Source organism: Ideonella sp. A 288 (assembly GCF_002198735.1).
GTDB lineage: Bacteria > Pseudomonadota > Gammaproteobacteria > Burkholderiales > Burkholderiaceae_C > Pseudaquabacterium.
In genome coordinates, this window is sequence record NZ_MWLO01000145.1 from 160,340 (window position 1) to 186,828 (window position 26,489).

The 26,489-nt window shown below is 70.2% G+C and carries 27 protein-coding genes; 7 read left to right on the forward strand and 20 right to left on the reverse strand.

All coding sequences use genetic code 11. The annotated features are described in order from the left end of the window. Window positions 1-30: 30 nt before the first annotated feature. The gene (locus EOINJALH_RS24460) at window positions 31-648 is read right to left on the reverse strand and encodes a response regulator (protein WP_158219882.1); all 618 of its coding nucleotides are present in this window, start codon (window positions 646-648) and stop codon (window positions 31-33) included. Between the two features lie 470 nt (window positions 649-1,118). Here EOINJALH_RS24460 and EOINJALH_RS24465 point away from each other — a divergent pair, with 470 nt between their 5' ends. Next, window positions 1,119-1,301 (forward strand): CsbD family protein, encoded by a 183-nt coding sequence (locus EOINJALH_RS24465; protein WP_088285068.1) that lies wholly within the window; start codon window positions 1,119-1,121, stop codon window positions 1,299-1,301. A 253-nt stretch (window positions 1,302-1,554) separates the two neighbouring features. Here the strand turns inward: EOINJALH_RS24465 and EOINJALH_RS24470 are convergent, their stop codons facing one another. The 5 genes from EOINJALH_RS24470 to EOINJALH_RS24490 all read right to left on the reverse strand — a co-directional run bounded on the left by EOINJALH_RS24470 (window position 1,555) and on the right by EOINJALH_RS24490 (window position 6,451). After that, entirely contained in the window at window positions 1,555-3,876 is a 2,322-nt protein-coding gene (locus tag EOINJALH_RS24470; RefSeq protein WP_088285070.1) for a catalase, read from the reverse strand. A 60-nt stretch (window positions 3,877-3,936) separates the two neighbouring features. Then, complete coding sequence (locus EOINJALH_RS24475; protein WP_088285072.1) at window positions 3,937-4,365, reverse strand: hypothetical protein; 429 nt, start codon at window positions 4,363-4,365, stop codon at window positions 3,937-3,939. A gap of 36 nt (window positions 4,366-4,401) precedes the next feature. Beyond that, window positions 4,402-4,731, reverse strand: a complete 330-nt coding sequence (locus EOINJALH_RS24480) for a hypothetical protein (RefSeq protein ID WP_088285074.1) — start codon at window positions 4,729-4,731, stop codon at window positions 4,402-4,404. 69 nt (window positions 4,732-4,800) lie between these two features. After that, window positions 4,801-5,070: a GlsB/YeaQ/YmgE family stress response membrane protein gene (locus EOINJALH_RS24485; RefSeq protein WP_088285076.1), complete on the reverse strand. Its 270-nt coding sequence runs from the start codon at window positions 5,068-5,070 to the stop codon at window positions 4,801-4,803. Window positions 5,071-5,176: 106 nt separating this feature from the next. Next, the gene (locus EOINJALH_RS24490; RefSeq protein ID WP_088285078.1) at window positions 5,177-6,451 is read right to left on the reverse strand and encodes a phosphatidylserine/phosphatidylglycerophosphate/cardiolipin synthase family protein; all 1,275 of its coding nucleotides are present in this window, start codon (window positions 6,449-6,451) and stop codon (window positions 5,177-5,179) included. Window positions 6,452-6,709: 258 nt separating this feature from the next. On the opposite strand from EOINJALH_RS24490, the gene EOINJALH_RS24495 reads away from it, so the two are divergent. After that, window positions 6,710-7,905 (forward strand): IS3 family transposase gene (locus EOINJALH_RS24495; protein WP_199873472.1). Its coding sequence is split into 2 segments (ribosomal slippage): window positions 6,710-6,974 and window positions 6,974-7,905, totalling 1,197 coding nucleotides; the frame shifts between segments, so codons are not numbered across the junction. 59 nt (window positions 7,906-7,964) lie between these two features. Here EOINJALH_RS24495 and EOINJALH_RS24500 read toward each other — a convergent pair. The 4 genes from EOINJALH_RS24500 to EOINJALH_RS24515 all read right to left on the reverse strand — a co-directional run bounded on the left by EOINJALH_RS24500 (window position 7,965) and on the right by EOINJALH_RS24515 (window position 10,441). Further along, the gene (locus EOINJALH_RS24500) at window positions 7,965-8,144 is read right to left on the reverse strand and encodes a hypothetical protein (RefSeq protein WP_088285080.1); all 180 of its coding nucleotides are present in this window, start codon (window positions 8,142-8,144) and stop codon (window positions 7,965-7,967) included. A gap of 56 nt (window positions 8,145-8,200) precedes the next feature. After that, complete coding sequence (locus tag EOINJALH_RS24505; RefSeq protein ID WP_088285082.1) at window positions 8,201-8,596, reverse strand: hypothetical protein; 396 nt, start codon at window positions 8,594-8,596, stop codon at window positions 8,201-8,203. 17 nt (window positions 8,597-8,613) lie between these two features. Continuing rightward, window positions 8,614-9,099 carry a hemerythrin domain-containing protein gene (locus EOINJALH_RS24510; protein WP_088285084.1) on the reverse strand — a complete coding sequence of 162 codons (486 nt, stop codon included), beginning with the start codon at window positions 9,097-9,099 and terminating at the stop codon, window positions 8,614-8,616. Between the two features lie 427 nt (window positions 9,100-9,526). Continuing rightward, entirely contained in the window at window positions 9,527-10,441 is a 915-nt protein-coding gene (locus EOINJALH_RS24515; protein ID WP_088285086.1) for a GGDEF domain-containing protein, read from the reverse strand. A 607-nt stretch (window positions 10,442-11,048) separates the two neighbouring features. Here EOINJALH_RS24515 and EOINJALH_RS24520 point away from each other — a divergent pair. Together EOINJALH_RS24520 and EOINJALH_RS24525 are read left to right on the forward strand one after the other, a co-directional pair. Next, on the forward strand, window positions 11,049-11,630 hold the full coding sequence (locus tag EOINJALH_RS24520) for a BON domain-containing protein (RefSeq protein WP_088285088.1): 582 nt from the start codon (window positions 11,049-11,051) through the stop codon (window positions 11,628-11,630). Continuing rightward, window positions 11,627-12,175 (forward strand): bacterioferritin, encoded by a 549-nt coding sequence (locus EOINJALH_RS24525; protein ID WP_088285090.1) that lies wholly within the window; start codon window positions 11,627-11,629, stop codon window positions 12,173-12,175. Before EOINJALH_RS24520 ends, EOINJALH_RS24525 begins: the two co-directional genes overlap by 4 nt. Window positions 12,176-12,391: 216 nt before the next feature. On the opposite strand, the gene EOINJALH_RS24530 is transcribed toward EOINJALH_RS24525, so the two are convergent. The 9 genes from EOINJALH_RS24530 to EOINJALH_RS24570 all read right to left on the reverse strand — a co-directional run bounded on the left by EOINJALH_RS24530 (window position 12,392) and on the right by EOINJALH_RS24570 (window position 19,653). Beyond that, window positions 12,392-12,943, reverse strand: coding sequence for an Rrf2 family transcriptional regulator (locus EOINJALH_RS24530; protein ID WP_234414014.1), 552 nt, complete (start codon window positions 12,941-12,943; stop codon window positions 12,392-12,394). 212 nt (window positions 12,944-13,155) lie between these two features. After that, a complete protein-coding gene (locus EOINJALH_RS24535) occupies window positions 13,156-13,911 on the reverse strand; it encodes a GDSL-type esterase/lipase family protein (RefSeq protein WP_088285094.1) in 756 nt (251 codons plus the stop codon). Window positions 13,912-14,100: 189 nt separating this feature from the next. Next, entirely contained in the window at window positions 14,101-14,862 is a 762-nt protein-coding gene (locus EOINJALH_RS24540) for an MBL fold metallo-hydrolase (RefSeq protein WP_088285096.1), read from the reverse strand. A gap of 129 nt (window positions 14,863-14,991) precedes the next feature. Then, on the reverse strand, window positions 14,992-15,792 hold the full coding sequence (locus EOINJALH_RS24545; RefSeq protein ID WP_088285098.1) for a metallophosphoesterase: 801 nt from the start codon (window positions 15,790-15,792) through the stop codon (window positions 14,992-14,994). Next, complete coding sequence (locus tag EOINJALH_RS24550) at window positions 15,789-16,745, reverse strand: diacylglycerol kinase family protein (RefSeq protein ID WP_088285100.1); 957 nt, start codon at window positions 16,743-16,745, stop codon at window positions 15,789-15,791. Before EOINJALH_RS24550 ends, EOINJALH_RS24545 begins: the two co-directional genes overlap by 4 nt. 335 nt (window positions 16,746-17,080) lie before the next feature. Continuing rightward, complete coding sequence (locus EOINJALH_RS31950; RefSeq protein ID WP_234414015.1) at window positions 17,081-17,233, reverse strand: hypothetical protein; 153 nt, start codon at window positions 17,231-17,233, stop codon at window positions 17,081-17,083. Between the two features lie 200 nt (window positions 17,234-17,433). After that, complete coding sequence (locus EOINJALH_RS24560) at window positions 17,434-18,393, reverse strand: YihY/virulence factor BrkB family protein (RefSeq protein ID WP_404872796.1); 960 nt, start codon at window positions 18,391-18,393, stop codon at window positions 17,434-17,436. Between the two features lie 347 nt (window positions 18,394-18,740). Further along, window positions 18,741-19,262 (reverse strand): LapA family protein, encoded by a 522-nt coding sequence (locus EOINJALH_RS24565; RefSeq protein ID WP_088285104.1) that lies wholly within the window; start codon window positions 19,260-19,262, stop codon window positions 18,741-18,743. 133 nt (window positions 19,263-19,395) lie between these two features. Beyond that, on the reverse strand, window positions 19,396-19,653 hold the full coding sequence (locus EOINJALH_RS24570) for a hypothetical protein (protein ID WP_088285106.1): 258 nt from the start codon (window positions 19,651-19,653) through the stop codon (window positions 19,396-19,398). 292 nt (window positions 19,654-19,945) lie between these two features. On the opposite strand from EOINJALH_RS24570, the gene nhaA reads away from it, so the two are divergent. Beyond that, window positions 19,946-21,376 (forward strand): Na+/H+ antiporter NhaA, encoded by a 1,431-nt coding sequence (gene nhaA / locus EOINJALH_RS24575; RefSeq protein ID WP_199873473.1) that lies wholly within the window; start codon window positions 19,946-19,948, stop codon window positions 21,374-21,376. Window positions 21,377-21,865: 489 nt separating this feature from the next. Then, a complete protein-coding gene (locus tag EOINJALH_RS31395; RefSeq protein ID WP_144290153.1) occupies window positions 21,866-22,315 on the forward strand; it encodes a hypothetical protein in 450 nt (149 codons plus the stop codon). 87 nt (window positions 22,316-22,402) lie between these two features. On the opposite strand, the gene EOINJALH_RS24585 is transcribed toward EOINJALH_RS31395, so the two are convergent. After that, a complete protein-coding gene (locus tag EOINJALH_RS24585; RefSeq protein ID WP_088285110.1) occupies window positions 22,403-23,428 on the reverse strand; it encodes a universal stress protein in 1,026 nt (341 codons plus the stop codon). 183 nt (window positions 23,429-23,611) lie between these two features. On the opposite strand from EOINJALH_RS24585, the gene EOINJALH_RS24590 reads away from it, so the two are divergent. Beyond that, complete coding sequence (locus EOINJALH_RS24590; RefSeq protein ID WP_234414016.1) at window positions 23,612-26,326, forward strand: LuxR C-terminal-related transcriptional regulator; 2,715 nt, start codon at window positions 23,612-23,614, stop codon at window positions 26,324-26,326. Window positions 26,327-26,489 lie beyond the last annotated feature (163 nt).

The following is a 26,489-nucleotide window of genomic DNA, read 5'->3' on the forward strand; positions in this document are numbered from 1 at the left end:
CCGTTGGGACCATCGACCCCGGGTTCACGGTCAGCGCGACAACCCGCCCCCTGTGGAGGAGGCGCAAGCCGCCGGTGGCAGGCCATTGCTGCTGTCCTGGCCCACACCGAACTCTGCCTGCAAGGAGCGGTAGGCGGGACACCACTGGGCCAGGCAGTCCTCCAGTTCCTGAAGCTCGCACGGCTTGTTCAGACTGCCATTCAGGCCGTGCGCCGCCAGCAGGTTGGCACCCGGAGGCGCACTGGAGTAGGCGAGAACCGGGACCGCAGCCCGTGAACTGTGGGCCTCGAAGCGCCGGATCGCCGAGGTGGCGCCCAAGCCGTCGAGGATCGGCATCTGCAGGTCCATCAGGATGAGGTCGAAGCGCAGCCCGCAGGCCAGCGCCACGGCTTCGGCGCCGTCAGCCGCCACGACCGGCACCAGCCCCCGCGATTCGATCAGCGCCGACATCAGCGTGAGGTTCATCGGGTTGTCATCGACCACCAGCACGCGAACCGACCCGCCCAGCTGTGCGCTCGCTCCTGCGATGTCCCACGCAGGGGCCGCGTCCGGCTCCGCCGCCGCGCGCGGCACAGCCGCCGTGCCGCCGCCGTCGACCCCTGGCAGGCCGCTCGGGGCGAGTGACCCAACCGCAAGGTTGCCGCTCATGGAAGAACCTCTCGCAGAGAAACGCCGCGGCAGCATCGCATTGCCGCCGACCGGCATCTGTGCGTTACCGCACTCAGCCAGCGTGCGCCGATGCACGCGTTCCCCTCGGAGGAAGGGCCTTGCCTCGGCAGCCCACCATGGCGGCCGGCAACCCCCGTGGCCAGAGGACATGTGGCCCGTGCATTAGCGTACAGACGACCGGCACCTGGCCCCCTAGTGTCTCGATGGTGCTTGCGGGGCTCAGCCGCCCCAGCCAGCACACCGGGACCCGAAGCCACCCGTGCCGTGTCGGACGGATGTGCAGAGGTTCCACCGCAGGCCTCGGCCCCAAGGAGCGACACGGACCCATGGAACCCAAAAACCCCATGCGCGACCACTCGGACCGGAGCGCCAAGAGCGCTTCAGGGCTGAGTGCCCGCCAGATGGCCATGCAGTCCTCTCAGCTTCAAACTTCAACTCAAGGTGAAATCATGAACAAGGATCAAGTCAAGGGCACGATCAAGGACGCCGCCGGCAAGGTGCAGGAAGCCGCCGGCAAGGTGATCGGCAGCAACGAACAGCAGTTCAAGGGCGTCAAGAAGCAGGTGGAGGGCCAGGCGCAGAAGACCGTCGGCGATGTCAAGGAAGTCGTCAAGGACATCGGCAAGAAGTAGGCGCGCGCCGCGACCGGGGCCCGGCCCCGGGTTGCGCTGGGACGGTCACCCCGTTCGGACCGGGTCGGCAACCCAGCGCCAGTACCGCGCCAGCCGACAGTAGGCAGACCTGGCATCGCCAGGGCGCCGGAGCCAACGGTGGACGCACCCCCAAGTACGCGCTGTCGGCGTGTTGGGGTTGCTGGTCTGGAACGCGGCCGCACCATCGCCCGCCGGTCTGCCAGAGTGCCAGTTCGATGCCGCAAACGGCCGCTCAGGACACCCGGGCGCTCGCCTCCCGTTCGGGATGGCGATGCCTGCCCAGCGCGGTGATGAAGTCCGCCACCGCGTGATCTGCCTTGCCCGCGGGCCCCGTCACGAGGCCCGGGTCTGCCATGCCGTCCGCCAGCGTCGCCGCAACGCCCGCACGCTCGATCAAGGCCTTCGAGGCCCCGAACGCGAGGATGGTCTTGCCATGCCGATGCTGGTTCGAGATGAAGTCCATCACCTCGATGCGGGCGCCGAGGGCCTTCACGCCGGCGGCCCCGTCGGGCAGCACCATCCCGTCGAACAGCACCGGCGCTGAGTTCTCCAGCGTCCCGGTGGCTTCGAACGGCTCGCCGCCCGCGGGCGTCACCCGGCCCAGGCGCGGGGCGATCAGGTGAACCGTGGCCCCGGCGGCGCGCAGTGCCGCGCAAGCGGTGGCAATCGACGTCCCCTCCACGCCATCGGCCACCAGGATGGCGACACGGCGCGACCGGATGCCGCCGTCGCCCGGCAGGGCCGTCAGCGACAGGGCGGACGACAGGGTGACCTCGGGCGTCGCCGGTGACGCCACCGCCTTCGGCATGGCCTGGGGCACGGCCATGCCCAGCCCCGCCGCGACGGTGGCGGCGAGTTCGGGCGACACGTTGACCAGCGACGACACCATGCGCTCGCGGATGGCCGGCACCGTGAGCTTGCTCAGCTCGAATCCGAAGCCGCCCGCGATGTGCGCCTTTTCGATGGCGGTCTGGCTCTCGTAGAACAGGGCGGCCTGGGTGTAGTGGTCGGCAAACTTCTCGGGCTTGCCGCGCAGCTTGTCGCCCTGCCCCTCGTCCACCGCCTGCGGGAACGACACGAAACCCGCATCGCCCGCCTGGAAGGGGCAACCGCCGCCGAGCGAGTTGGGTTCGTACGCGACGCGGCCGCGCGGGATGGCCTGGCGGTGCAGCCCGTCGCGCTGGTTGTTGTGCACCGGCGCCAGCGGCGCGTTGATGGGAATCTCGTGGAAGTTGGCACCCCCCAGCCGCGTGATCTGCGTGTCCAGGTAGGAATGGATGCGGCCGGCGAGCAAGGGGTCGTTGCTGAAGTCGATGCCCGGCACCACGTGCGCGGTGCAGAAGGCCACCTGCTCGGTTTCGGCGAAGAAGTTGTCCGGGTTGCGGTTGAGCACCATGCGACCCACCGGGGTCACGGGCACCAGTTCTTCGGGGATCAGCTTGGTCGCGTCGAGCACGTCGAAGCTGAAGGCCGACGCCTGCGCCTCGGTGAAGATCTGCAGGCCGAGCTCCCACTCGGGGTACTCGCCCGACTCGATGGCCTCCCACAGATCGCGGCGGTGGAAGTCGGAGTCGGCGCCGGAGATCTTGACGGCCTCGTCCCACACCAGTGAATGCGTCCCGAGGCTCGGCTTCCAGTGGAACTTGACGAAGTGCGACTCGCCGTTCGCGTTGACCAGGCGATAGGTGTGCACGCCGAAGCCCTGCATCATGCGCAGGCTGCGCGGGATGCCGCGATCGGACATCACCCACATCAGCGTGTGCGTGGTCTCGGGCATCAGCGAGGCAAAGTCCCAGAAGGTGTCGTGGGCAGACGCCGCTTGCGGCATGCCATGGTGCGGCTCGGGCTTGACCGCATGCACGAGGTCGGGAAACTTCATCGCATCCTGGATGAAGAACACGGGGATGTTGTTGCCCACCAGGTCCCAGTTGCCTTCGTCGGTGTAGAACTTGACGGCGAAGCCGCGGATGTCGCGCGCGGTGTCGGTGGAGCCCCGTTCACCAGCCACCGTCGAGAAGCGCACGAACACGGGCGTGGTCTTGCCGGCGGCCTGGAAGGGCGCGGCCCGCGTGAACGCCGTCAGCGGCCGATAAGCCTCGAAGTAACCGTGGGCCGCCGAGCCACGCGCGTGCACGATGCGCTCGGGGATGCGCTCGTGGTCGAAGTGGGTGATCTTCTCGCGCAGGATGAAGTCTTCCAGCAGTGTCGGCCCGCGCAACCCGGCCTTGAGCGAGTTCTGGTTGTCGCCGAGTGGCACGCCCTGGTCCGTGGTCATCACCCGGCCCGATGCGTCCGAGCGGCTGCGGTCGAGGTCGCCCGCCTTGGCCGATGCGTTGGCCTCGCTCAGCGTGCTGGCCCCCGCCATCGGCGAGTGGCCCGACACGGTGGCGCCGCGCGGTGGGGCCAGGGCGTTGGCGCGTCCGATCTCGAGGGGCTTGCCGGCGTTGCAGGGCATGGCTGAAGCCAGGGCCTGCTGGGCCGCCAGTTGCTCGGCCAGCGGGGGGGCCTCTCGCGGCGACTTGTCGGTGGTCTTGGCGATGGGTTCAGTCTTCATGCGGGACCTCGTGAAGCGGGAGCAGCAGGGCTCGCCGGGGCATGCGATGGCTGAAGCGGATCAACTGCCCGACGAGGGCGGCTTGCCGCCAGCCCCGGGAACGAGCCGGGAGCGGCGATCGGCGTCCAGGCCGGGCGTGGCGCGCATGTCGGTGTCGACCAGGCCGGCATCGAGGTCGCGCTTGGCCTGGACCATGACGGGGTCGGGCACCGCCGCGGTGGCCGGGGTCGACTCGTCGCGCTCATGCGGCAGTGCCAGGCCGGGGACCGACCTGGGCGCCTTCGCTCCGCGCGGCCCGGCGGAACGCCGCGCGCGCGCACTGCGGGCCGGGTGCGCCCCGGGGTGTTGGTCGCCGTCGCGCTCGGGGTTGCCGGGATCAGGGATGGGGGTCGGCCCCTCGTCGGGTTCGACGGGCGGTGCACCCGGCTCGAACTCGTCGGGCACGTCGTTGTTCGGGTAACGGGGCTTGTGGGCCAGGGTGCGAGGCATGGTGGGGCTCCTGAAGCAGAGGGTCCGCCCGCGGGGCTACGGCGCGCTGGCGCGCCTGCCCGGGCCGACCGGTGCCGAGTGATCGTTGTTCTGCCCCGGCATCGGCATCGCCGTGGACTCCTGCGTCGAACTCATCGCGCCGTTCGACCGCCCCGTTGCGGCATCCGCCTTGGGGGCGGTGGCGGACGGGAACACCGCTCCGGCAGCCGGCACCGACGGGTCATCGGCAGAGCCTGCCGTGGAGCCACGGTTCGACGCCGAGGTCTCGTTGACGATCGGCGTCGGGGGTTGGGTCGGTGTCTTGTCACAGGCCCCCAGCCCCAACAGGCACGTGACGAGGGCGATGGCGGCAAACGGCGTGGGCATGGAGGTCCCCTGGTGGTGGATGGGCTCGGCGGTGCATCCGCGTGCCGCTCGAGGCCGGGTTGCGCCCGTTCAGCGCACGCTGCCGCGGCGGAACACGTTGACGATCGCCAGCAGGACGGCTGCGCCGATGAACGAGACGAGCATGGCCGGCAAACTGAAGTTGTTCTGGTTGATGGTGCCGACGCCGACCAGCGGCGAGAGGAACCAACCGCCGAGCATGGCGCCGACGATGCCGACAACCACGTTGAGGAACAGGCCTTGTTGGCCGTTGGTCTTCATCAGCACGCTGGCAAGCCAACCGATGAGACCGCCGACGATCAACCAGATGATGAGATTCATGACATGCTTTCCTGTGGATCTGTGGATGCCACGAGCGGGGTGCGCGTGGCTCGAACAACGATGTTCACGCCCGCGCCCCGTCGCGTCTGTTCGACCGCGCACATGCTCAGAGCTGGGTGCCGATCAAGGTGGCCAACCACTCGCCGAGCCTCTCGCGTGCGGGCCTGTCCTGCCACTCGGCGTAGCTCACCCGGTGCGACCGCGCCAGGTCGGATTCGAAGGCCGCGGTCTGGGCGCTGGCGAAGGCCTTGTCGACGATGTTCAACGTGGCTTCGTCATTGAGGCGAAACGAGCGGTTGTCGAAGTTGGTCGAGCCGACCGAGGTGAGCAGGCCATCGACGATCATGACCTTGCAGTGGTACATCGTCGGCTCGTACTCGGCAATGACGGCACCTGCGCTGAGCAGGGGCCCCCAGGTGGCCCGCGATGCGCCGCGCACGGCGTCGCTGTCGATGTGCTTGCCGGGCACCACGATGCGCAGCCTGACCCCGCGCCCGAGCGCGTCGACCAGGGCCCGCAAGGTCAACCCGTCGGGCACGAAGTACGCGGCGGACAGGTCGATCGAACGCGATGCCGCCGTCACGGCCAGCAGGTACATCAGTTGCATGCTCTCGCTGCCACCGCTGGGCGAACTGCTGAACATCTGCGCCGACGCCGGGCCCGCGGGCACCAGCGTGGGAAAGTAGTCGGGGCCATGCAGCACATCGCCCGTGACCTTGATCCAGTTGTCGATGAAGACCGACTGCATCTGCGCCACCACGGGGCCATGCACCTCGAAGTGGGTGTCCCGCCAGTGCGCGGGGTCCTGTGCGCGGCCTGTCCACTGCGGCGCCACGCCGACGCCGCCCGTGAACCCGGTGCGGCCGTCGACGACCAATAGCTTGCGATGGGTGCGGTTGTTCAACCGCCCCAGGTGCGACCAGTGCGGGGGGTGGAACCGCTTGACCTGGACGCCGGCCCGGGCCATCGCCTCCACCAGGCCGTCGTCCATCTTCGCGCTGCCCACCCAGTCGAGCAGCACATGCACCTTCACGCCCTGGCGCGCCCGCTCGGCCAGTGCGTCGGCGAACTCGCGCCCGATGTCACCCGCCCAGTAGATGTAGGTCTCGAAGGTGATCGACACCTTGGCAGCACGGATCGCCGCCAGCATCGGCGGGAAGATCTCGTCGCCGTTCAGCAGCGCGCGGGCCGCGGTTCCTGGCAGGAAGGGCGGCCCGAGCAGCACGCCGAGCTCGTGCATGAAGCGGGGGTCGTCGAGCGCGTAAAGCCGTTCGACGCGGTGCTCGATCTTCGTCTCGCCACCGACGAAGTTCGAGACCAGCAGACCGATCACCAGGCACAGACCGGCCGTGACGCCGGCCGCCAGCACCCAAGGGGGCATGTGACGCATCGGCTCGGGCAGCGGCAGGTGGCGGGGAGCTCAGCGCTTGCGGGCGGGCCTGGCCTTTGCCGCTGGCGGTGGTGCCGCCTCGGCCATCGCCGCCTTCACCTGCCGCCTGGCCTGGGCCGTGGCCTGGCCGCGCAAGGCCCCCCCGACACGGTGTGCCGCGCTCAGCCACAGACTCATGAAAGGGTTTGACCTTGCCCCCGGAAACCGTCTCCCTTGCTGAGTGATTCAATCCAAGCAAGGAGAGCGGAAATGACGAAGCCGAAGGCGGCGCCGAGGGCGCGCTATACGTTGGAGTTCAAGCAAGAGGCGGTGCGCCTGGTCGAGGGCGGCCAGAGCATCGCGGCGGTGGCCAGGACGCTGGGCGTGGTCGATCAGACCTTGTTCAACTGGGTCAAGGCGAAGCGCGAAGGCAAGCTCACCGGCGTGGACAGCAAGCCCGTGAGCGCCGAGCAGATGGAGATCGCCCGGCTGCGCGCCGAGCTGGCGCGGGTGACGATGGAGCGCGACATCCTGGGAAAAGCGACGGCGTACTTCGCAAAGGCAGCGAAGTGAAGTACGCGTTCATCGAGCGCCACCGGCGCGTGTGGCCGATCTCGGTGCAGTGCCGGGTGCTGCAAGTCAGCGTGACCGGGTATCACGAGCACTTCGTGCGCCGAGCCAGCAACGCGCAGCGGCGCCACCTCAGCGACGACGCGCTGCTGGCGCACATCAAGGCGATCCACGCCGAGACGCACGGAGGCTACGGCTGGCCGCGGACCTGGAAGGAACTGCTGGCCCGAGGCATCAGGGTGGGCAAGGACCGGGTGCAAAAGCTCATGCAACTGCACGGCATCCGCGCCAAGGGCAAGCGACGCTTCAAGGTCACCACCGACAGCAAGCACGACCTGCCCATTGCACCGAACCTGCTCAACCGCGAGTTCAACGTGGCCGAGCCCGACAGGGTCTGGGTAGGCGACATCACCTACATCGCCACCGACGAGGGTTGGCTGTTCCTGGCCGTGGTGATCGACCTGTTCAGCCGCCAGGTGGTGGGCTGGTCGCTGCGTCAGGACATGGCGCGTGAACTGGTCATCGATGCGCTGCGCATGGCCTGGTTCAAGCGCCATCCGAGCAAGGATGCGGGCCTGATCTTCCACAGCGACCGGGGCAGTCAGTACGCCAGCAAGGACTTCCGCGACGTGCTCACCGAGTACGGCATCACCGCCTCGATGAGCCGGCGCGGGAACTGCTGGGACAACGCCTGCAGCGAGACCTTGTTCGGCTCACTGAAGGTGGAGCGGCTGCACGGGCACCGCTTCAAGAGCAGGCGCCACGCCAAGGATGAAGTCGTAGCCTGGATGCTCTGGTACAACCGGACCCGACTGCACTCGACGCTGGCCTATGTCAGCCCAATGCAGTTCGAAGAAAACTGGCTCGCCGACCAACCCCGGCAGGCCAGCGCGTAGTCCAGCTATGGGATACGGAATCCAGGGGCAAGGTCAGTTCTTCTTCAACCAGGGATTGTTCATGTCGCTCCTTCGGAGTGGTCAGGGGCCTGGGGTCCGATCTCGAAGTGCATGCCCTCGAACCCGTTGAAGGAACGCAACTCTTCCTCCACCCGGGCCATGGCGAACCACACCCAGGCCGCGAGGCCGAGGGCAGGCATAACGATCAAGGTGGCGATGACCATCGCGGTGGGGTTCATGGCGTGCCTTGCCGAAAGTGGTGCGCAGGGGACGCCCGCGGGTGGGTTCAGCGGGCTCAGCGGCTGCGGGTGACGCGGGCGATCACCGCGCCCAGTGCCAGCGCGGCAGCGACCCAGGTCAGCGGATTGCGCCGGACGGTGGCTCGCGCGTCCTCGACCCATTCGTCTTTCAGGGCGCGCAACTGGAGGGTCTTCTCGTCCAGCGCCGCCGCCGCGACCGAGACGCGATCACCGAGCTTCTGCACTGCCGGCACGGCCGTGCCGGCCAGGCGATCGATGGTCTCGTGGGCCCCCTGTACCGCGTGCTTCAGAAGGCCGACCGCGGCGGGGGGCGCCTTTTCGCTGCCCGGCAGCATGGACGTGTCGGGCACCTGGGTGCGGGAACCGCCGTTCGGCCAGACGCCGTCGGGTGCGTGGTCGTTGGGGTTGGGGTTGGGGTTGGTTTCGTTCATGACGTCTCCGTTGGGGTTCAGGCGGCCTTGGCCAGCAGAGCGTCCTTGCGGGCGGCCATGCGGGCCCCCAGCTCGGCCAGGTCGAGCGACGCCGCCTTGGCCTGGGGGAACATCTCGGTCTGCTCTTCCTTGACGTGGTGCTTCACGTACTCCGACAGCACCTTGACCTTGGCGTCGTACATCTCACCGTCGGGCTCGATGCCCTTGAGCTGCGCGATCAGGTCCTTCACGCCCGCGTGTTCGACGGTGGCCTCGGGCACCAGCAGCTTGTCCTTCAACGCCTCCTTCACGGCCGGGTAGAAGATCTCTTCCTCGATCTGCGCGTGCACGGTGAGTGCGGTGCAGATCTCGGCGACCAGGGCCTTCTTGTTGGAGACCGAACGGGTCCTCTCGTACTCGGCGAACAACTGGCTCACGGCCTCGTGGTCGGCCTTGAGCAGGGCAATGGCGTCCTTGCTGGCCGGCTTGGCCTTGTGGGAAGCGGTGGTCTTGGTGGCGGTCATGGGCAGTCCTTGAATGGGTGGGGCACGGGGATGTGCAGTCGGTGCACGAACAGCGCGATCGAGATGGCAATCGGGACGGAGAAAGGCCGCGCAATAGAACGCAAAGCAGCGGGTCGGGGGCTGTATCGACCGGCGGCTCGTGCCCTTCGCCACGGGGCGACAGTAGGCACGCGACAAAGTGACGTCTGTTCGATCGCGCACGCTGGTCCTGGCCACTGGCGCGCCGCGGCACCTGACGCCCCTCGCGATCCCCCGAGACGCGTGATGCCAGGGCCGATTCGCAAAGCCGCGATGCGGGCAGGGGTGCTGCAGCCCCGGACCGCGCCGGCCGTGCAAGGCCATGTCCAGCGGTGGCGCCGTGGCCGGCGCCCAGACGCTCCCGCTGGTCAGCGTGCTGCCGCAATCAGTTCACGTCTTTCACGCGATATCAGTCGGTCGGCACGGCTGAGGTCGCGCTCGAGGCCATTGAGGGGTCGAAGAACTCGCAGGGGCTGCGCCCTTGCTTGGCCCGGTACATCGCGGTGTCGGCATGGGAGATGAGCGTGGGCCCGTTCGAGCCGTGCTCGGGGTAGAGCGCGATGCCGATGCTCGGCGTGACGGCAAACTGCAGCGACCCCACCCCGATGGGGAGCTCGATGGACTGCCGCACCACGCCGGCGATGTGCGCCACGGCGTCGCGATCCGCCGGGTTGATCAACAGGTACAGGAACTCATCGCCGCCGTTGCGGCAGACCGTGTCCTCGTCGCGCACATGGCGCATCAGGCGCTCTGCCACGACCGTCAGCACCGAGTCGCCAGCGGCATGGCCATGGGTGTCGTTGACGAGCTTGAAGCGATCGAGGTCCAGGAACATCACCGCGAGCGTCCAGCCATGGCGGTCCGCACTGGCGATGGCCTGCGTCAGCCGATCGTCGAACAGCGTGCGGTTGGGCAGGCCGGTCTTCTGGTCGTGCATGGCGATCTGGCTGGCCATGCGCTCGGCAGCGCGCGACACGGCCAGCGCGGCCTCCGACTCTGCCAGCGCCAGCCGAGACCGGCTCAAGGCCTGCTCCACCGCCTTGACCTCGTCCAGGCCGTGGGCCAGGTTGTCGGTCACCTGCTGCAGATCGTCGGCGCAGCCTTGCACCCTGCGTTCGACGTCCAGACCGTCACGCAGCGCCTGGGCGGCGGGCAAGGTGGTCGCACCGTCGGCCATCCGAGCTTTCGCCAGGTCGTTCGCGGTGCCGAGGTCTTCGGCACAGGCCTCCACCTCGGCCCGGACTTCCTGGCTCTGGTCGAGGGCGGTGTCGAGCGCATGCAACACGCGAGAAGGAAGGGCAGCGTCGGGCGGAGTGGACGGCATGGTGTGCGAGCCAGTGAACGGGCGGGGATGGCGCCGTGCTCGGCCGAGGCGACGAAGGGCCGCGGTGGCCCCGTCTCCTGCCGGACGTGCGCGGCGGGAACATGCTCGCGGGACAGTAATCCCCAGACGCCCGGAGCGTCTGTAGGACAGCGCGCCTATCCGCGCCAGACCAGCGCGCGAAGCCAGGCTCGGGCCCGCCACCGCCGAAGGGCCGCCAAGGGGCCGTCAAAGGGCCGAAAAAGGACCACCAGTAGCCTGAGGGTGGCCTACCCAGCCTGCCCCGCCCCGCCACGGCCGCACGCCGCTTGGGTCTGTCAGCGCACAGACGGCCGCCGCACGCACCCCTAAGGTCGTGCCATCCCCCGGTCCTGCGAGTCCGGGACCTGACCGACCGTGGCCTCCGAACTCCGAGCAGCGGCGCGCGCCACACGAGCGATAGGGCCACCTGCCGCAGCAGCCGAGCGTGCGCAGGCGCCGAGAGCGCACGGCGGCGGGGCCCACTCGAAGACGCCCTGCCCTGGCTGGACCCGGCTCGGGCACAACCCGCCTGGTTCGCCCCGCAAGGGCGCCGCCCTCATTTCCTTTCATCCACTGGAGCACACACCCCATGACCACCCGAACCTCACGCCTCCTGCTGGGCACGGCACTCACTGCCATCGCCACCACCCTGCTGATGGGCTGCAACAAGGCACCCGAAGCCGCCCCCGCGACACAGGCGCCCCCCATGACCGTCGGCACCCAGGTGGACGACGCGGTCATCACCTCCAGCGTCAAGTCGGCACTGCTGGCCGAGCCCGCCGTCAACAGCTTCGATCTGCAGGTGGAAACCCGCAAAGGCACCGTGCAACTCAGCGGCTTCGTGGACAGCCAGGCCCAGATCGACCAGGCGCTGGCTGTCACGCGCAGCGTGGCCGGCGTGACCAACGTGGAGAACGGCGTGACCCTCAAGGGAACGGCCACCAGCATGGGCACCAAGGTCGACGATGCCACCGTGACCGGCCGCGTCAAGACCGCCCTGCTGGCCGATCCGGACATCAAGAGCCTCGACATCAGCGTGGTCACGTACAAGGGCGAGGTGCAGCTCTCCGGCTTCGTCAACAGCCAGGGCCAGATCGACCAGGCCAACAAGATTGCCGGCGCCGCCGACGGTGCCAGCAGCGTCAAGAACGAACTGAAGGTCAAGCAATGAAATCCGGCCACACCCTCACCGACGTCGCCACCCTGCGCAGCCAGGCCCGCAAGCACATCGAACGCGGGGCCGTGACCGCCGGCTACAGCGCCGACCGCGACCAGGTGCTCAAGCTGCTCAACGAGGCGCTGGCGACCGAGATCGTGTGCGTGCTGCGCTACCGGCGCCACCACTTCATGGCGCGCGGCATCCACGGGCAGACCGTGGGGGCCGAGTTCCTGACCCATTCCAACGAAGAGCAGGGCCATGCCGACCTGCTGGCCGCGCGCATCGTGCAGCTCGGTGGGGAACCCGACTTCTCGCCCGACCGCCTGAGCGAGCGCAGCCACGCCGAGTACGTGGCCGGCGACACGCTGGCGCAGATGATCCAGGAGGACCTGGTGGCCGAGCGCATCGCCATCGACAGCTACCGCGACATGATCCGTTACCTGGGCGACCATGATCCGACCACCAGCGACCTGCTCAAGCAGATCCTGGCGGTGGAAGAGGAGCACGCCGACGAGTTGGCCGATCTGCTCGAGGGCATGCCCGCGCAGCACCTTTGATCGGCCCGCCCGGGCGGCCGATGCATTGGCTCACCGCCCGGGCCGCCTGCAAGACCTGGGCACGCGCTGTAGAGCGCAGCGACAGTCGCGCGGGCCGGGACGGCAGCAGGGGAACGCACTCGATCGACCCGAGGCCGGGCCGTTTGGCCGCGGGGCGTCACTGCCCGGCGCTGCGGTGCCCGGCCGTGGCCCTGCCGGGCGCCTGGAGGGCCCGCCTCAGGGCCTCAGCCGAGCGGCGGCCATGGCCATCGAATTGCCCAGCTCGAACACCGAGTTCGGCACGCCGGCACTGGCGGGGCGTGGCGGCGGCCGAGGCCCCACGGCGCTGACCATCGGTCGAGGCGCGATGGCTCGGTGGGGCGGGCTTGCCTCGACCACCACACCGGCGTCGCGCTGCCCGGCCACCAGGTCGGCCAGTGCAATGCCGGCCATGTGCGTCTGCATCACGGCGGCCAACTGCTGCGACAGGTCGTCGGTGAGTTCGAGAAAGCCGGTGCCCACGTCGGCATCCAGCGAGCCGGCATCGACCGCGCCCACGATGGCGGCCACCGAGATGGCCGACGCCTGCATGCCCAGCGAGTAGCCGCCGCCGGCACCGCGGGTGCTGTCCACCAGGCCGGCCGTGCGCAACTGGGAGAACAGGCGCTCGAGGTACGACAGCGACACGCGCTGGCGGTGGGCGATGGACGCCAGCGCCACCGGCCAGGCCTGCTCGCGCAGGGCGAGGTCGATCATGGCCTCGACGGCAAGTCGTCTCTTCGTGCTCATTCGCATTGCGCTCTCCTTCGGCGGCTCGGGGCCGCTTCTTCGACCCGCGCGACACAGACCGGCGCCCGCACGCCGTCTCGCGCGCAGTGCCGGGAAGTGGTCATGGTCGCCGCCGGGCGTCACCCGGTCTGTACTCAAACGCACAGACCTGCAACCCCCCGTCCGCCGGGCTGCGGCGGCGCCGCTCACCCAGCCCGGCCGGCCGGCCTGGATCAGCGGTCGACCGCGGCGGCCGACGACAGCCGTGTGGGCAGATCGGCCTGGGCCATCAGCTCGCCGAACCACACCCGGTAGCCGGCATCGCTGGGATGCAGTCCGTCCGCAGCGGTCAGCGACGGTTGCTGGACGAAGGGGTCGTCGGAGGATTCGCGGAACAGGTTCACCAGCACGGCGCCGTGGCGCGCCGCCGCGGCGTCGGCGAAGGCGTGCAGGCGGCGCGAGCGCCAGGTCATCAGCCAGGACAGGGGCGCCCACAAGATCGGCGCATTGCCGACGTTGCCTGCAGGCATCAGCACCACCAGGCCGGCCCGCTGGCGGGCGCGGTGCGTCACGCGATCGACGTCGCCTTGCAGGGCCTCCAGGCCGAGCAGGCGGACCACGTCGTTGCCGCCGGCCATCACCAGCACCATGTCAAAGGGCTCACCGCCTTCGAGTTGGGCCATCACGGCGGCAAACGTCGCCCCGTCGCGCGCCTGGTTGACGATCAGGAGCCTTGGGAAGGCCCGCGCCAGCAGACCCGCCACGCTGGCGTGCGGCGCGGTGGCACCGGTGCCCACCGCCGTGCTGTCACCGACGATGAGCAGCCGCAGGGCCGGTTGCACGGGTGCGTGCTGCAGCGGGACGCTCAGGCGGATCAGTTCGGACGATTCGTGCAGGCGCCATGCGGTTCTGGCGGCCACCCCCACGACGAGCGCGATGGCGCTCCACCGCAGGACCTGGGCTGCCCACCGCCCCGTCGCGTCAGCCATGCGGTCGAGCGGGAACCGAATCCGCTGCCCCGAGGGCCGTCAGGCCATGGATCCGCATGGCGTCGCCGGGCATGCCGCGCCCGCACAAGGCTGTGGGCACCGCCGTCGAGCCGGGTGGATCCCCATCGGTCCAAGCGCTGGCGCCGGCATGGGGGTGTCTTGAGCCGAGGGGCTGGGCCACGGGAGCGGTCAGCCTTGCGGGCTCTGGGTCATGCGCTCGCAGTACTTGCGCATCTGATCGGGCAGGTCGTCCGGGCACACGCCGCATTGGCGGTTGCCCGGCACCGCATGGTCGATGAAGTTGGGGTACGGCAGATCGAGCTTGGCCATGAGGGCCTTGAACTCCTCCAGCGTCCGGCCTTGCCCCAGGCGCGGATTGCGGCTCTTCTCCTGCCCGATCGACGAGACCCGGCGGCCCTGGTAGTCATGCGCCGGGTAGACCAGCACCTCATCGGGCAAGGTGAACAGCTTCCCGGTGACGCTCTCGTAGAGCGTCGCGGCGTCGCCGTTCTGGAAGTCGGTGCGGCCGCAGCCGTCGATCAGCAAGGCATCGCCGCTGAACAGGCGGTCGCAGCCATGGTCGATGCATCGGTAGGCGAAGTGGCCGTCGGTGTGGCCGGGCGTGTGCAGCGGCGCCACCGTGAGGCCGCCCAGTGGCAGCGGCGTGCCCTCCTCGATGCCCACGTCGACGCAGGGCAGCCGATCGATCGCCGGCGCCGCGATGCGGCTGCCGACGCGCTGCTTCAGGTGCAGCGCCGCGGTGATGTGATCGGCATGGATGTGGGTGTCGAGCGTCAGCACCAGGGTGAGCCCCAGCGACTGCACCACCTGCAGATCGCGGTCGATGGCGTTGACGACCGGGTCGATCAGCATCGCCTGCCCGGTGGTCTCGCAGCCCAGCAGGTAGGTGAAGGTGCTCGACACGGGTTCGAAGAGTTGCCTGAAGATCATGGTCGAATCTCCTTCTGTGGTTTGAATGGCTCCGGCGCGCCGCTGTCGCCGGGCACCTGCCCGCGGCATCGTGACCGTACATCGAATCCTCGGTGGCATGGCTGTCGCTGGGTCGGGCGGACCCCGGGGTCAGTCTTCGCCATGGCGCGCCAGCGCCAGCAACCGGTGCCGTTCACGCGGCACGAAGCCACCCTGGGCCGGGTCATGGTCCCAGCGCTCCACCACGGCACGTTCGGCCGCAGCGGCATCGATGTGGATCAGGTTCACCGAATTGCCGGCCCCTGCCCGCACCCGGCGGCTGACGGCCGTGCCCGCCTGCACCGCCCACCCGCCACCGGTCAGCGGCAGCACGAAAGGCAGGTGGATGTGCCCGCCGATGATCAGGTCCACACCGGCCGCGCCCCAGGCCTGCAGGGCCGCGGCGTGGCCGTGCAGCCGGTTCTTCTCGTCCTCCGGCCGCGTCACCACCAGGGGCTGGTGCACCACCACCAGCCGCCGCTGGCCGGGCCGCGCCTGCGCCAGGCGCTGCGTCACGCGGTCCACCTGCGCGGCCGACAACTGCCCATCCGCCTGCCGCCACCAGCGCGTGGTGTTCACGGCCAGCAGCAGCAGGTCGTCGGCTTCCAGGCTGGGTTCGAGTTCGGCGCCGAAGGCCGCGCTGTATCGCGCATAGGGTTTCAGCAGGCGCAAGGGCAAGTGCCACAACGGGATGTCGTGATTGCCCGGCACGGCCACGCAATGGGGCACCGCCAGGCGTTGCACGAAGGTCTGTGCCGCCGCGAACTGCGCGCGCGTGGCGCGCTGGGTGATGTCGCCCGACATCAGCAGCACCTGGGGCTTCAGTGTCAGCGCCAGACGCACCAGGGCTTCGACGACCGCGGACCGCTCGGTGCCGAAGTGCGGGTCCGAGACCTGCAGCAGCAACGTCATTCCGTCGCCAGCAACTCGGGCGCGGCCGAGGGGGGGCGCAGCAGGTCCAGGGTCTGCGGCGCCACCCGGAAGCACAGCGGCAGCCGCATCCACGTCACCTCGCCGTCGGTGGCCACCTTGATGCGGCTCGACCCCAAGGTGCCCAGGCGGCGACTCGGGCGCACCGTGAGCTGGCGCGTGGCGACATGGATCAGTTCGTCGGCCTGGCCCAGGCGACCGAATGCGCCGCGCCACAGCAGCCCCAGCATCTTGAAGAGCCCCACCGGGCGCAACGCGATGGCGGCCAGGCAGCCGGCATCGACGGCCTCGGGCAGGCCCAACTGCTGCAACTGCAGCGCGTTGTTGCCGACGAACAGCGTGGGCGTGCGCAGCTCGCGCTCCTGCCCCCGGCTCTCCACGCGCAGGCGCAGGCTGCGGTGGCCGCGCAGCAGGGTGGCCAGGCCGGCCCCGAAGGCCACCAGGCGGCTGCGGCCGAACTGGCGCTTCCACTCCTCGCGCTCTTCCAGCAATTGCGGGTACAGGCCCAGGCTGGCGTTGACGAGGAACACGCGCTCGCCCACCAAGCCCACCTGGGCGGGCTGGGAATGGCCGGCCAGCAGCACCTGCAGCGCCTCGGCGGTGTCGGACGGGATGCCGTGCGTGCGGCTGAAGTAGTTGAAGGTGCCCTGCGGCAGCACGCCGAAGGCGCAACCGCTGCCCAGCGAGGCCTGGGCCACGGCGTTGATGGTGCCGTCGCCGCCAGCAGCCACCACGATGCCACCGCACTGCTGCGCCTGTGCCACGGCCTGCCGCGCGATGGTGCCCAGCTGTTGCGGGTCGCGCACCTCCAGCAGTTGCAGCATGCAGCCGGCCCCGGCGCAACCGGCCTGCAGCGTGGCGCGCACTTCGTCGGCTTGGCCCTGGCCGGCACCGACGTTGAACACCACCACCAGCGGCGGCCCCGGCGCCGTCATCGTGCCTGGCCCGCGGGCCGCCCCGTGGCGATCGGGACCGGCGTCTTCATGGGGCGAGCGGATGGTCCATGCGCAGCGATGATGCAACAGGCGCCCCCTCGCCCGCAGGCCCCCGGGAATTCAAGGCCTGGTATGGGCGGGGATTGTGGCGAGCTGGCGGCCCTGCCGACCGGGTCTGCCGTCCCAACCGATCGCATGCCGCGGCAGGCCGCAGCTTTCGCTCCAGCGACAACGCAGCACGGAGTGCAGCACCTCGAGGCGAGCCACGCGACGGCGCAGGGCCACTGCCGGCCCAGCCCCTCGGGTGAGGATGTCTTTCATCTCGTGATCAGCCCTTACGAGCCGCCCATGAAGTTCAGCGCCTTCATCCAGGACAAGCTCGACGCGATCGTCGCCGACTGGGAGACCTTTGCCAGGCAGTTGCCAGCGGGCCGGACGATGTCGACCCTGGCGCTGCGCGACCACAGCCGCGAGATCCCGATGGCCATCGCCGACGACATGGAGATGGGACAGTCCGACCAAGAGCGCGCCCTCCAGTCGCAGGACATCGCCACCACCGAAGCCTCCACCACCAGCGCTGCTTCAGCGCAAGCCCCTTCCTGTGCGATCGCGTGGTTTGGGGGCCGTCCGGCGCGCTCCCAATGCCTGGGCCTTTGTCGATCACCGTGCGGCCATCACCGCGCGGGCATCACGGCGCGGCGCCTGGCGCGTGCGGCGCGCAGGCCTGGTCGGTGGCAAAGCCGGGAGGCGGGCCACCGGTCTTGGCAGCGAGCTGGGGATGCAGGTCACTCATCGAGCCGAATGTCCTGGCATAGATCCACGTGAATTCGGCGCCGAGCAGGAAGATCTGGGCCGAGTAGTAGACCCAGACGAACACCACGATCAGGGAGCCCGCGGCGCCAAAGCCCGATGCCAGGTTGCTCCGGCCGATGTACATGCCGATCAGGAAGCGGCCACCTGTGAACAGCAGTGACGTGACGAGGGCACCCAGCCACACGTCGCGCCATTTCACCGACACACGCGGCATGATCTTGTAGATCATCGCGAACACGCCTGTCGTCATCAAGAAGCCGACACCCAGGTTGACCAGTTGCCCCAACAGGGCCCACTCGCCAAAGGCGCCCGACCAGAGTTTTCCCAAGGCGGACACGACGGCGCCGAACACCAGCGACACCATCAGCAGGAAGGCGATGCCCAGGATCATGCCGAACGACAGCAGACGGGCCCGCACCAGTCCCCACAGTCCGCCGGAACGGTCTCGCGCCGGCGCGCGCCAGATGCGGTCCAGGGCGTCCTGCAGCTCGCCGAAGACGCTGGTGGCGCCCACCAGCAGCAGGGCCGTTCCGATGGCGGTGGAGGCCACCCCCTCGGCGGGCTTGCTGACACTGGCCAGCAGGCCTTCGATCATCCGCGACGCGTCGGTGCCCAGGAGATCCTGCAACTGCACGAAGACCTCGCCGCGCACGGCGTCCTGGCCGAAGACCAACCCAGCGATCGAGATCACGATCAGCAGCAAGGGTGCCAGCGAGAACACGCTGTAGTAGGCCAGCGCAGCGCCCATGCTGGGCGCATAGTCGGCCACCCAGGCGGTCGAGGCCCCCTTGACCAGCGGCCACCAATCCCGCATCGAGTGGCGACGGGCGGCCATCACGCCGTGGCCGACGGACCGATGGCCATGGACCGCCCCGCGGCCCGTCTCGCGGCCGACGCCGCGAGACCCCGGGCAAGGCTGCGGGGCCGTCGGGCTGCGGTGGCACTGCGGGTCGCCCCGACGAGCCGAGGCTTCGGCGCCCTGCTGCGGTCGGATGGCCGTGGCGGCGTCCTCATCGGCCGGCGCATGGGCAGGCCGGGGCCACGGCGTTGTGCGCTGCCGTGCAGTCCGTCCGCATCAAGCGTGGCATCGCCTCGCCAGGCCTGAAGCGCAGCGGCGCCTGGACGCGTCCTTAACTCGCTAGCACCCCAGGCCGGCAGGCGGTGGGCGCCTCCCCGCACCGGTCAGCGCCCTGCCTGCGGCGACACGCCCAATGCCGGCAGCGGGACCAACGCGCGATCGAGCTTGTCCTCGATCTCGCCGAGATGGGCCGACAGCGCGCCCGCAGCTTCTGCCAGGCGGTCCTGCATGGCCCGTTCCGATCGTTCGATCCGCGCCCCGAACTCGCGGGTGGATTCGGCCCCCTGCGCATCGAGCCGGCGCAGTTCGCCTTCCAGCAGGGTGTGCAGTTCGGTGAAGCGAGAGGCCTCGGCCGTGTCCGCGAGTTCGCGCTGTGCCTTGACCTCCTTCGTCAACCGCCGCGCTTCGAGGATGACGCCGGCCTGCAGGAGCACCAGGTAGACGATGAACAGGCCGCTGATGGCCGCCGTGAACACCAGCAGGACCAGGCCCAACGGGGCGCTGACCTCGGCGAACCCGAGGTTCAGGGTGCTGGGGGTTGCCATGGTCACCCAGTTCAAGGTGGCGAATGCCGCCAGCAGGACGAAGGCCAGCACCAGGGTCAGGGAGAAGGCACGGAGGTTCATGGGGTGGGGCTCCTTGGAGGGCGCACAGGAAAGGGGTTGGTTCGACCTGCGGGCCCATTCGTTCCGCTCGATGGCGCGTGGGAGGGGCAGGGCCTCGCCGCTCAGGCCGGACAGGCCCCCGCGGCTCGAGTGTTCATGCGGAGCCGGCGCCCGATGCGTCGAGTTGGCCCAGACCCTGGACCCTGGCCTGCCGCAGGCCCGCGATGGCCCGCGCTTCGTCGGCCGTGATGCCCGCCTTCAACCGCAGGGTCAGGGTGCCGCGCGCCGCTTCTGTGCCCGGCACGCCGATCGGTTCGCCGACGACGGCGATCGCCGTCTCGACCGGCCCCTGGTCGTTCGGCGCCAGACCCAGGACGATGCAGTCGCTGATGACGGGACTCGGGATCGGCATGCAGGCACCCAGACGTGATGATCCGCGCAAGGTAGTGCCGTGGTCTTCGCTCGTCTGTGCGTCGCCGAACCCATGGGTTTGTCCACCGCGTCGGGCACCCGAGACCGTCTGCGACGCTGCGCCGGGCGTCCCGGGTCTGTGCGCCGGCGCGAATCGCCCGGCTGTTCGGCAACGCACAGTTCGCAGGGCACCGATCGCGACAATGGGTGCGCATGTGTCCCCAGCGCGCGTTCCCGCCGACGCCCCCGCCGCCCAACGGTTGCGCGGGCACGGCAGGCGGGCCCTGGCGGCCATGACGACCGGTCGGCTGGCGCACGACGACGAGTTGCTGCGCAGGACAAGGGCCGAGCGCGCCGGCGACCTCGTGCTGCGGCCGTTCCAGCTGTTTGCACGTCGGCAGGCCTCCGGCGGCCTCGTGCTGCTGGGCTGTGCCACGCTGGCGCTGGCCTGGGCCAACTCGCCATGGGCGGGGGCCTACCAGCAGATGCTGGGCCTTCCGCTGGGCCTTTCGCTCGGCGACCGGGTGTTGCGCCTGGACCTGCGCCATTGGATCAACGATGGCCTGATGGCGATCTTCTTCTTTGGCGTCGGGCTCGAGATCAAGCGCGAGTTCCTGGTCGGCGAGTTGGCCGAACGCCGCAAGGCGATGCTGCCGATCGTGGCCGCGCTGGGCGGCATGGTGCTGCCGGCGCTGATCTATGCCGGCTTCAATGTCGGTGGCGCAGGCGCGCACGGTTGGGGCATTCCGATGGCCACCGACATCGCCTTTGCGCTCGGAGCGCTGGCCGTCCTGGGCTCGCGCATCCCCGAAGCGCTGAAGGTCTTCCTGGTCGCGCTGGCCATCGTCGACGACCTGGGTGCCTTGCTGGTCATCGCGGTCTTCTACACCGCCTCGATCGACGGGCGCGGCGTCGCCCTGATCGCCGCCCTGCTGCTGGCCCTGTGGGGGGCGAATCGCATCGGGGCCTGCCGCGCATCGATCTACCTGCTGCTTGGTCTGGGCCTGTGGGCCGCCTTCTTCATGTCGGGCCTGCACGCGACACTGGCCGGCGTGCTGACGGCGTTGGCCGTGCCGGCACGCGTGAAGATCGTGCCGGGTGCGCTGCCGCAGGTCATCCGCCGTGGCGCGGACGACATCGAGGCCCAGGCCCTCGACAACGAGCCCGACGCGATGGATCCCGACCGTGTCGCCCTCATCGGCGCCCTCGGGGGCAGCCTCGCCGCCGCCACCGCGCCACTGCAGCGCTTCGAGCACCGGGTGCAGCCGTGGGTCACCTACGGCATCCTGCCGGTGTTCGGCTTGTTCAATGCAGGCGTCGCGATCGACGCCACGGTGCTGCGCGCACTGCCCACGGCCGTGCCGCTGGGCATCATGGTCGGGCTGGTGCTGGGCAAATCGGTGGGCATCGGCCTGGCCAGCTGGCTGGCCGTGAAGACCGGGCTGGCCGAACTGCCCGAAGGGGCCACCTGGCGGCAACTGATCGGCACCGCCTTCCTGGCCGGCATCGGCTTCACGATGGCGCTGTTCATCAGCGGCCTGAGCTTTGCCGGCACCCATTTCGAGCGCGAGGGCCAACTGGCCATCCTGATCGGATCGCTGCTGGCCGCGGCCATCGGCACCGCCATCCTGCTGACGTCGACGGCGGCACAGGCGCCCATCGCGAGGGCGCGTGCGAACGAACAACCCGCCGCCGGGCACGGCGTGACACCCGCACGGCGCTGAAGGCGCGACACGGCATCGGTGAAGACGCCCGCACGGTTCTTCATCGAACCTGACGGGACCGCACTGGGCGCGCATCCTGGAAGTCCCCGGCCCCGTCGAGGTCAGACCGCCGATGTCGCCCGCACCTGCGCCCTGCCTTGAATCAGATCGAGCGCGTTCGAAGTGACGCCTGTAGCACTGGTAGGCCGTGTTGGAACAGCGTCGCTGGCCCTCCCGAAGCAACGGCAGACCCTGCGCTCCGGGGCCTTCACAACGCTCGAGAAGCTCGAGCAAGGCGGCTCCCTGCAGGCGCGCCGATTGAGCACAGGCGCGGTTCAGTTCTACTGGTGCTACGCCGACGAGGGCCGAACCCACCGCGAGCCCGTCGGCCCCTACGACCCGGTCGCTCCGCCCAAGAGGCTGGAGCCGACATCACGGGCTTGAGCATCGCTGCCGCCCGCGAACAATGCCGCCGGCTGTCGCTGAAGCACACGGCACACCGCGGGGTCGGTGGGCTCAAGGAAGCCAAGGCCGCGGCGCGAGGACCCACACGGTGTCGATCATCAAGGCCGCCCAGCGCGACTGCAGGCGCTCGAACGCATCGGCGAGCACGTCTTCTCCACGACGAAGGGTGTCAAGCCGATCTCCGGCACGACCTGGTCGGGCTGGGCCGCCCAGGTGGTTGGTCATGCGATCGACGGTTTTCAGCTCAAGCGCGTTCGGTCCGGAATGGAGACGCTGCTGGCTGCCCACCGCATCAGCCGCGAGATCCGCGGGCACGTGCAGTCGCATGGGTTCACCGGCATCCAGGCACGGCACAACGACGGGCACGACTGCATGCTGGAGAAGCGGGAGGCGCCCGACGTGCTGGCTCGCGAGCTGACAAGCCGCGCAGCAGGAGCCAAAGCCACCCAGCCCCGACGCAAGGCGGCCACGCCGCGTTCGCGTGCAATCTGCTGACCCAAGACTCGGCACTTGACCGCGCTGCCTGGCATTCCCCATCCGCGCTGCGATGCGCCGGGCCTTGTCGAGGTGCCGGTCGCCTGCTCAGGCCGGGAGCGAATTGACGATGCGCGAGAACAGGTGGCGGAACTCGCGATCGGTCTCGCCGCCGAATCGCGGGTCGGCGTTCTGGGAGAACGCGGCGTCGATCTCCACCCAGTCTCCGGGCAACAGGTGCTGCTGCGCCGCCGGCAGGATCACACCCTCCTCGCGGCCCATGTGGTCCCACAGGAACCGGGCGTAGCGCTGCACGGCCTCGTCGAGCGCGCGCGTGGCGGCCGGCCCACCCGCCGAGTCGGCGGCGGCCAGGCCGTCGATGAGGGCACCGAGCTCGGCCACCAGTTCGGTGTCGCGCACATGCTGACGCTCCAGTTCGTCCAGTTCGGCATGGCAGCTGGTGGTGCGTTCGCGCAGCAGGCGGAACAGATGCTGCTCCTCCTTCGGGTGGTGCTGCCGCACGGGAAACTGCTGCACATAGCGCAAGACGGCCCGCATCGCCACGGGATCGGCCGACTGGCCGGCCTGATGCGCCGCGGCCAGCGCCTGCAGCCAGGCGTGCATCACCGCGGCCAGCGATCGGTGCTCGTCGCGGATGATGCCGATGGCGTGCGCCGCCGGCGGCGGTTCGCCGGTGGACGACACCAGCACCGGCAGGCCGGCGTTCATCAGCACCGACAGTGTGTCGGAGGCGAAGGCCATGCCCAGCTTGCCGCGCTGGCCGTGCGAGGCCATGAAGATCAGGTCGCAGCCCACGGCACGGGCGGCGTCGATGATGGCCTGCGCCGGCCGGTCGTTGGCCACATGGCGCGATTCGCAGGGCACGCCCAGCGCACGCGCGGCGGCTTCGGCCTTGGCCAGCAGTTCGCGCGCCTTGCCGACCACGGCATAGTCGTATTCGATCGGCGCGGCGGCGCGCAGCACCTCGGCATCGCTGCGCAGCGAGCCGGTGCCTGCCGTCGCATGAAAGAAGGTGATGCGCGCCCCCAGGGTGCGGGCCAGCGCGACGGCGTTGCCGATCACCGCCACCGACAGGTCGGTGCCGTCGAGCGGGACGAGCAGGTGGCGGTACATGGCGATCTCCCTGATTCGAGTGGTCCCATGCTAGGCAGCCACGGGTCGCTGCACCCTCCCCTTCGCGGGGGGGCAAGCCCCGACGGCACGCGCGCCTCGCGCCGCTACCATGGACCGTGCAACGCACCGGTGGCGCTGCCCGGGCCTGCGGTCCGGGGGCGTCGTGTGCGGCAATCACCGACCGTGGCCCACGCTTCCACACCCATCTCCCCCGTCGCGCTGCCCGACGACCTGCTGCTGAAAGTGACGCCCCCGCGGGTGCTGCGCCACCTGCTGTCGCGCGCCCGGCTGCAGGTGGGCACCGAAGCCAGGCGCGACCAGCCCGTGGCCGTCGTCCAGGCCCCGGCCGGCTTCGGCAAGACCTCGCTGCTGGCCCAGTGGCGGCGCGAGCACCTGTCGCAGGGGCGGGTGGTGGCCTGGCTGTCGTCGCAGCCGCAGGACGACACCGCGCGCTTCGTGCAGGGCCTGGCGCTGGCGGTGCGCGTGGGCGCCGGCCGGCCCGGCTTCGGCCACACGCTGCTCGAGGCGCAGGCCCCGGCCGGGCTGGAAGGCGTCACGCTGTGGCTGGCCGAGCTGGCCCAGTCGGCCATGGACACCGTGCTCATCGTCGACGAGGCCGACCGCCTGCCCGAGCCCACCCGCGACGCCCTGGCCTACCTGCTGCACAACATGCCGCCCAACCTGCGCGCCGTGGTGGCCGCCCGCACCGATTGCCATCTGGGCATCGACGACCTGGTGAGCTACGGCCTGTGTGCGGTGGTCGGCCCGGCCGAGCTGAGGTTCCAGTTCGACGAGACGCTGGAACTGGTGCGCGGACGGTTCGGGCCCCGGGTGGACCGCGACCACGCCGCCCGGCTGCACGAGCTGGCCGAAGGCTGGCCGCTGGGCCTGCAACTGGCCTTGACGGTGATGGCCGCGGGCCACGACCCGCGCACCGAGATCGCCGCCATGGTGGCCCACGGCGGCGCGCTGCGCGATCGCTTCGTGCACCTGCTGCTGGCCAACCTCGATCCGCCCGATGCCGACTTCCTCACCCGCATCGCGCTGCTCGACCACCTGCACCCGGCGCTGTGCGCCCACGTCACGCAGGACCCGGCCGCCGGCGAGCGGCTGACCCGGCTGGCCCGCGACACGCCGGTGTTCGCGGCGGCCGAAGCCAGCGACTGGCTGCGCCTGCACACCCTGGCCCGCGATGAACTGCGCGAGCGTTTCGCGCGCCTGCCCGCGCAGGATCGATCGGCGTTGCACGCGCGCGCCGCGGCCTGGCTGGGCGACCATGGCCTGCTGGACGACGCCGCGCGCCACGCCCTGGCCGCCGGGCAACCCGAAACCGCCTACGACCTGGCCGAGCGCAGCCTGTACGAATCGCTGATGTCGCGCGGACGCCAGAGCGCCGTGCTCGAGTGGCTGGCCCGGCTGCCGACCGACGAACTGGACCGCCGGCCGCGCCTGCTGCTGGCCGCGGCATGGTCGCTGGCGCTGAGCGAGCGCCATGTCGAGGCCAGCCGCTTCATCGACCGCCTGCTCGCCCTGCCCGGCCACGATGCGGCGCTGCGCTGCGAATGCGCACTGATCCAGAGCGGAGCCGCCGTGTACGCCGACGACCCCGACCGCTTTGCCGAACTGCACGACCCCTGGGCCAAGGACCCGCCGCTGACCGACCCGCTGTTGCTGCAGGTGCACGCCAACCGCTCGGCCTTCCGCACCCTGCTGGAGGGCGAGCCGGCGCTGGCCCGGCTGCGCTTGCAGCAGGCACCGCGCGGCGCCACCGGGGCGGCCAGCGCCTACCTGGCGCGCTGGGCCGATTTCATCGTCGGCCTGTCGTACCTGTGGGAAGGCCAGGTGCTGCTGGCCGAGCAGTTGCTGCGGCCCACGCTGGCGCGCGCCGAGGCCGACCTGGGCCGGCGCAGCCCCTTCACCTGCATGCTGGCCGCGGTGCTGGCCGCTGCGATGTGGGAGCGCAACCAGCCCGAGGACGTGGCCGCCCTGCTGGCCAACCGGCTGGACGTGCTGGAACACGGCGCGCTGCCCGAGGCCGTGCTGCTGGGATTTCGCACCATGGCGCGGCTGGCGGGCGCCGAGGGCGCCGAGCACCAGGCCCTGGCGCTGTTGGGCGCCCTGGACGCGGTGGGCATGGTGCGGCGGCTGCCGCGCCTGCGCATCGCCAGCCTGGCCGATCAGGTGCGGCTGCATGCGCGGCGCTTCCGCGTCGAGACCTGCCGGGCGCTGTGCGAGCAGATCGATGCGCTGCTGGCCGGGCCCGACGCGCCACCGGGGCGCCTGTGGCGCCACCAGGTGGGCCTGCTGCGCGAGGTGGCGATGGGCCATGCCGCCATTGCCGCGCAAGACTGGCGCCGTGCAGCCGAGGCACTGGCGCGGGCCGATGCCGGTGCGCAAGCGCTTCGACTGGGCCGCCTGCACATCGAGCTGCTGGGGCTGCGTGCCTGGATGCTCGACCGCCTGGGAGAGCCGGGCCTGCCGCTGCTGCGCGAGGCCACCGACCTGGCCACCACCTATGGCCTGCTGCGCGTGTTCGACGACGCCCATCCGGCGCTCGGCGACTGGTCGCGCCAGGCCGGGGCCGGGCTTGGTGCGGCAGCGCAGGCGGCCACGGCCGGCCAGGGCCCCGGACCGCTGGCCGCGCCGCTGCGCGCACCGCAGGCGGTGCAGGCCAAGCCCCGGTCCACGCCCAGCATGGCGCTGACCCCGAAGGAGCGCGAGGTGCTGGAACTCGCCGCGCGCAACCTCTCCAACAAGGAGATCGGCCTGGCGATGCAGGTGGGCGAGGAAACCATCAAGTGGCACATGAAGAACCTCTTCGCCAAACTGGATGCCGGCACCCGCAAGCAGGTGGTGCAGCGCGCGCGCATCCTGGGTCTGCTGGACACCGAAGGCTGAGCCCCGCCGCCTGAACAGTCGCCGCGCGCGCCACCCCACCCCCCTCCACGATGGGGGGCCCCGAGCTGGGGGGCGTCCCTAAGCTTGTCTCACTCAAAACGGAGACAAGCCATGACGACTGCCACCCTCGCGGCCCCGGCCCTCGTGCGCGCCGGCTCGCTGC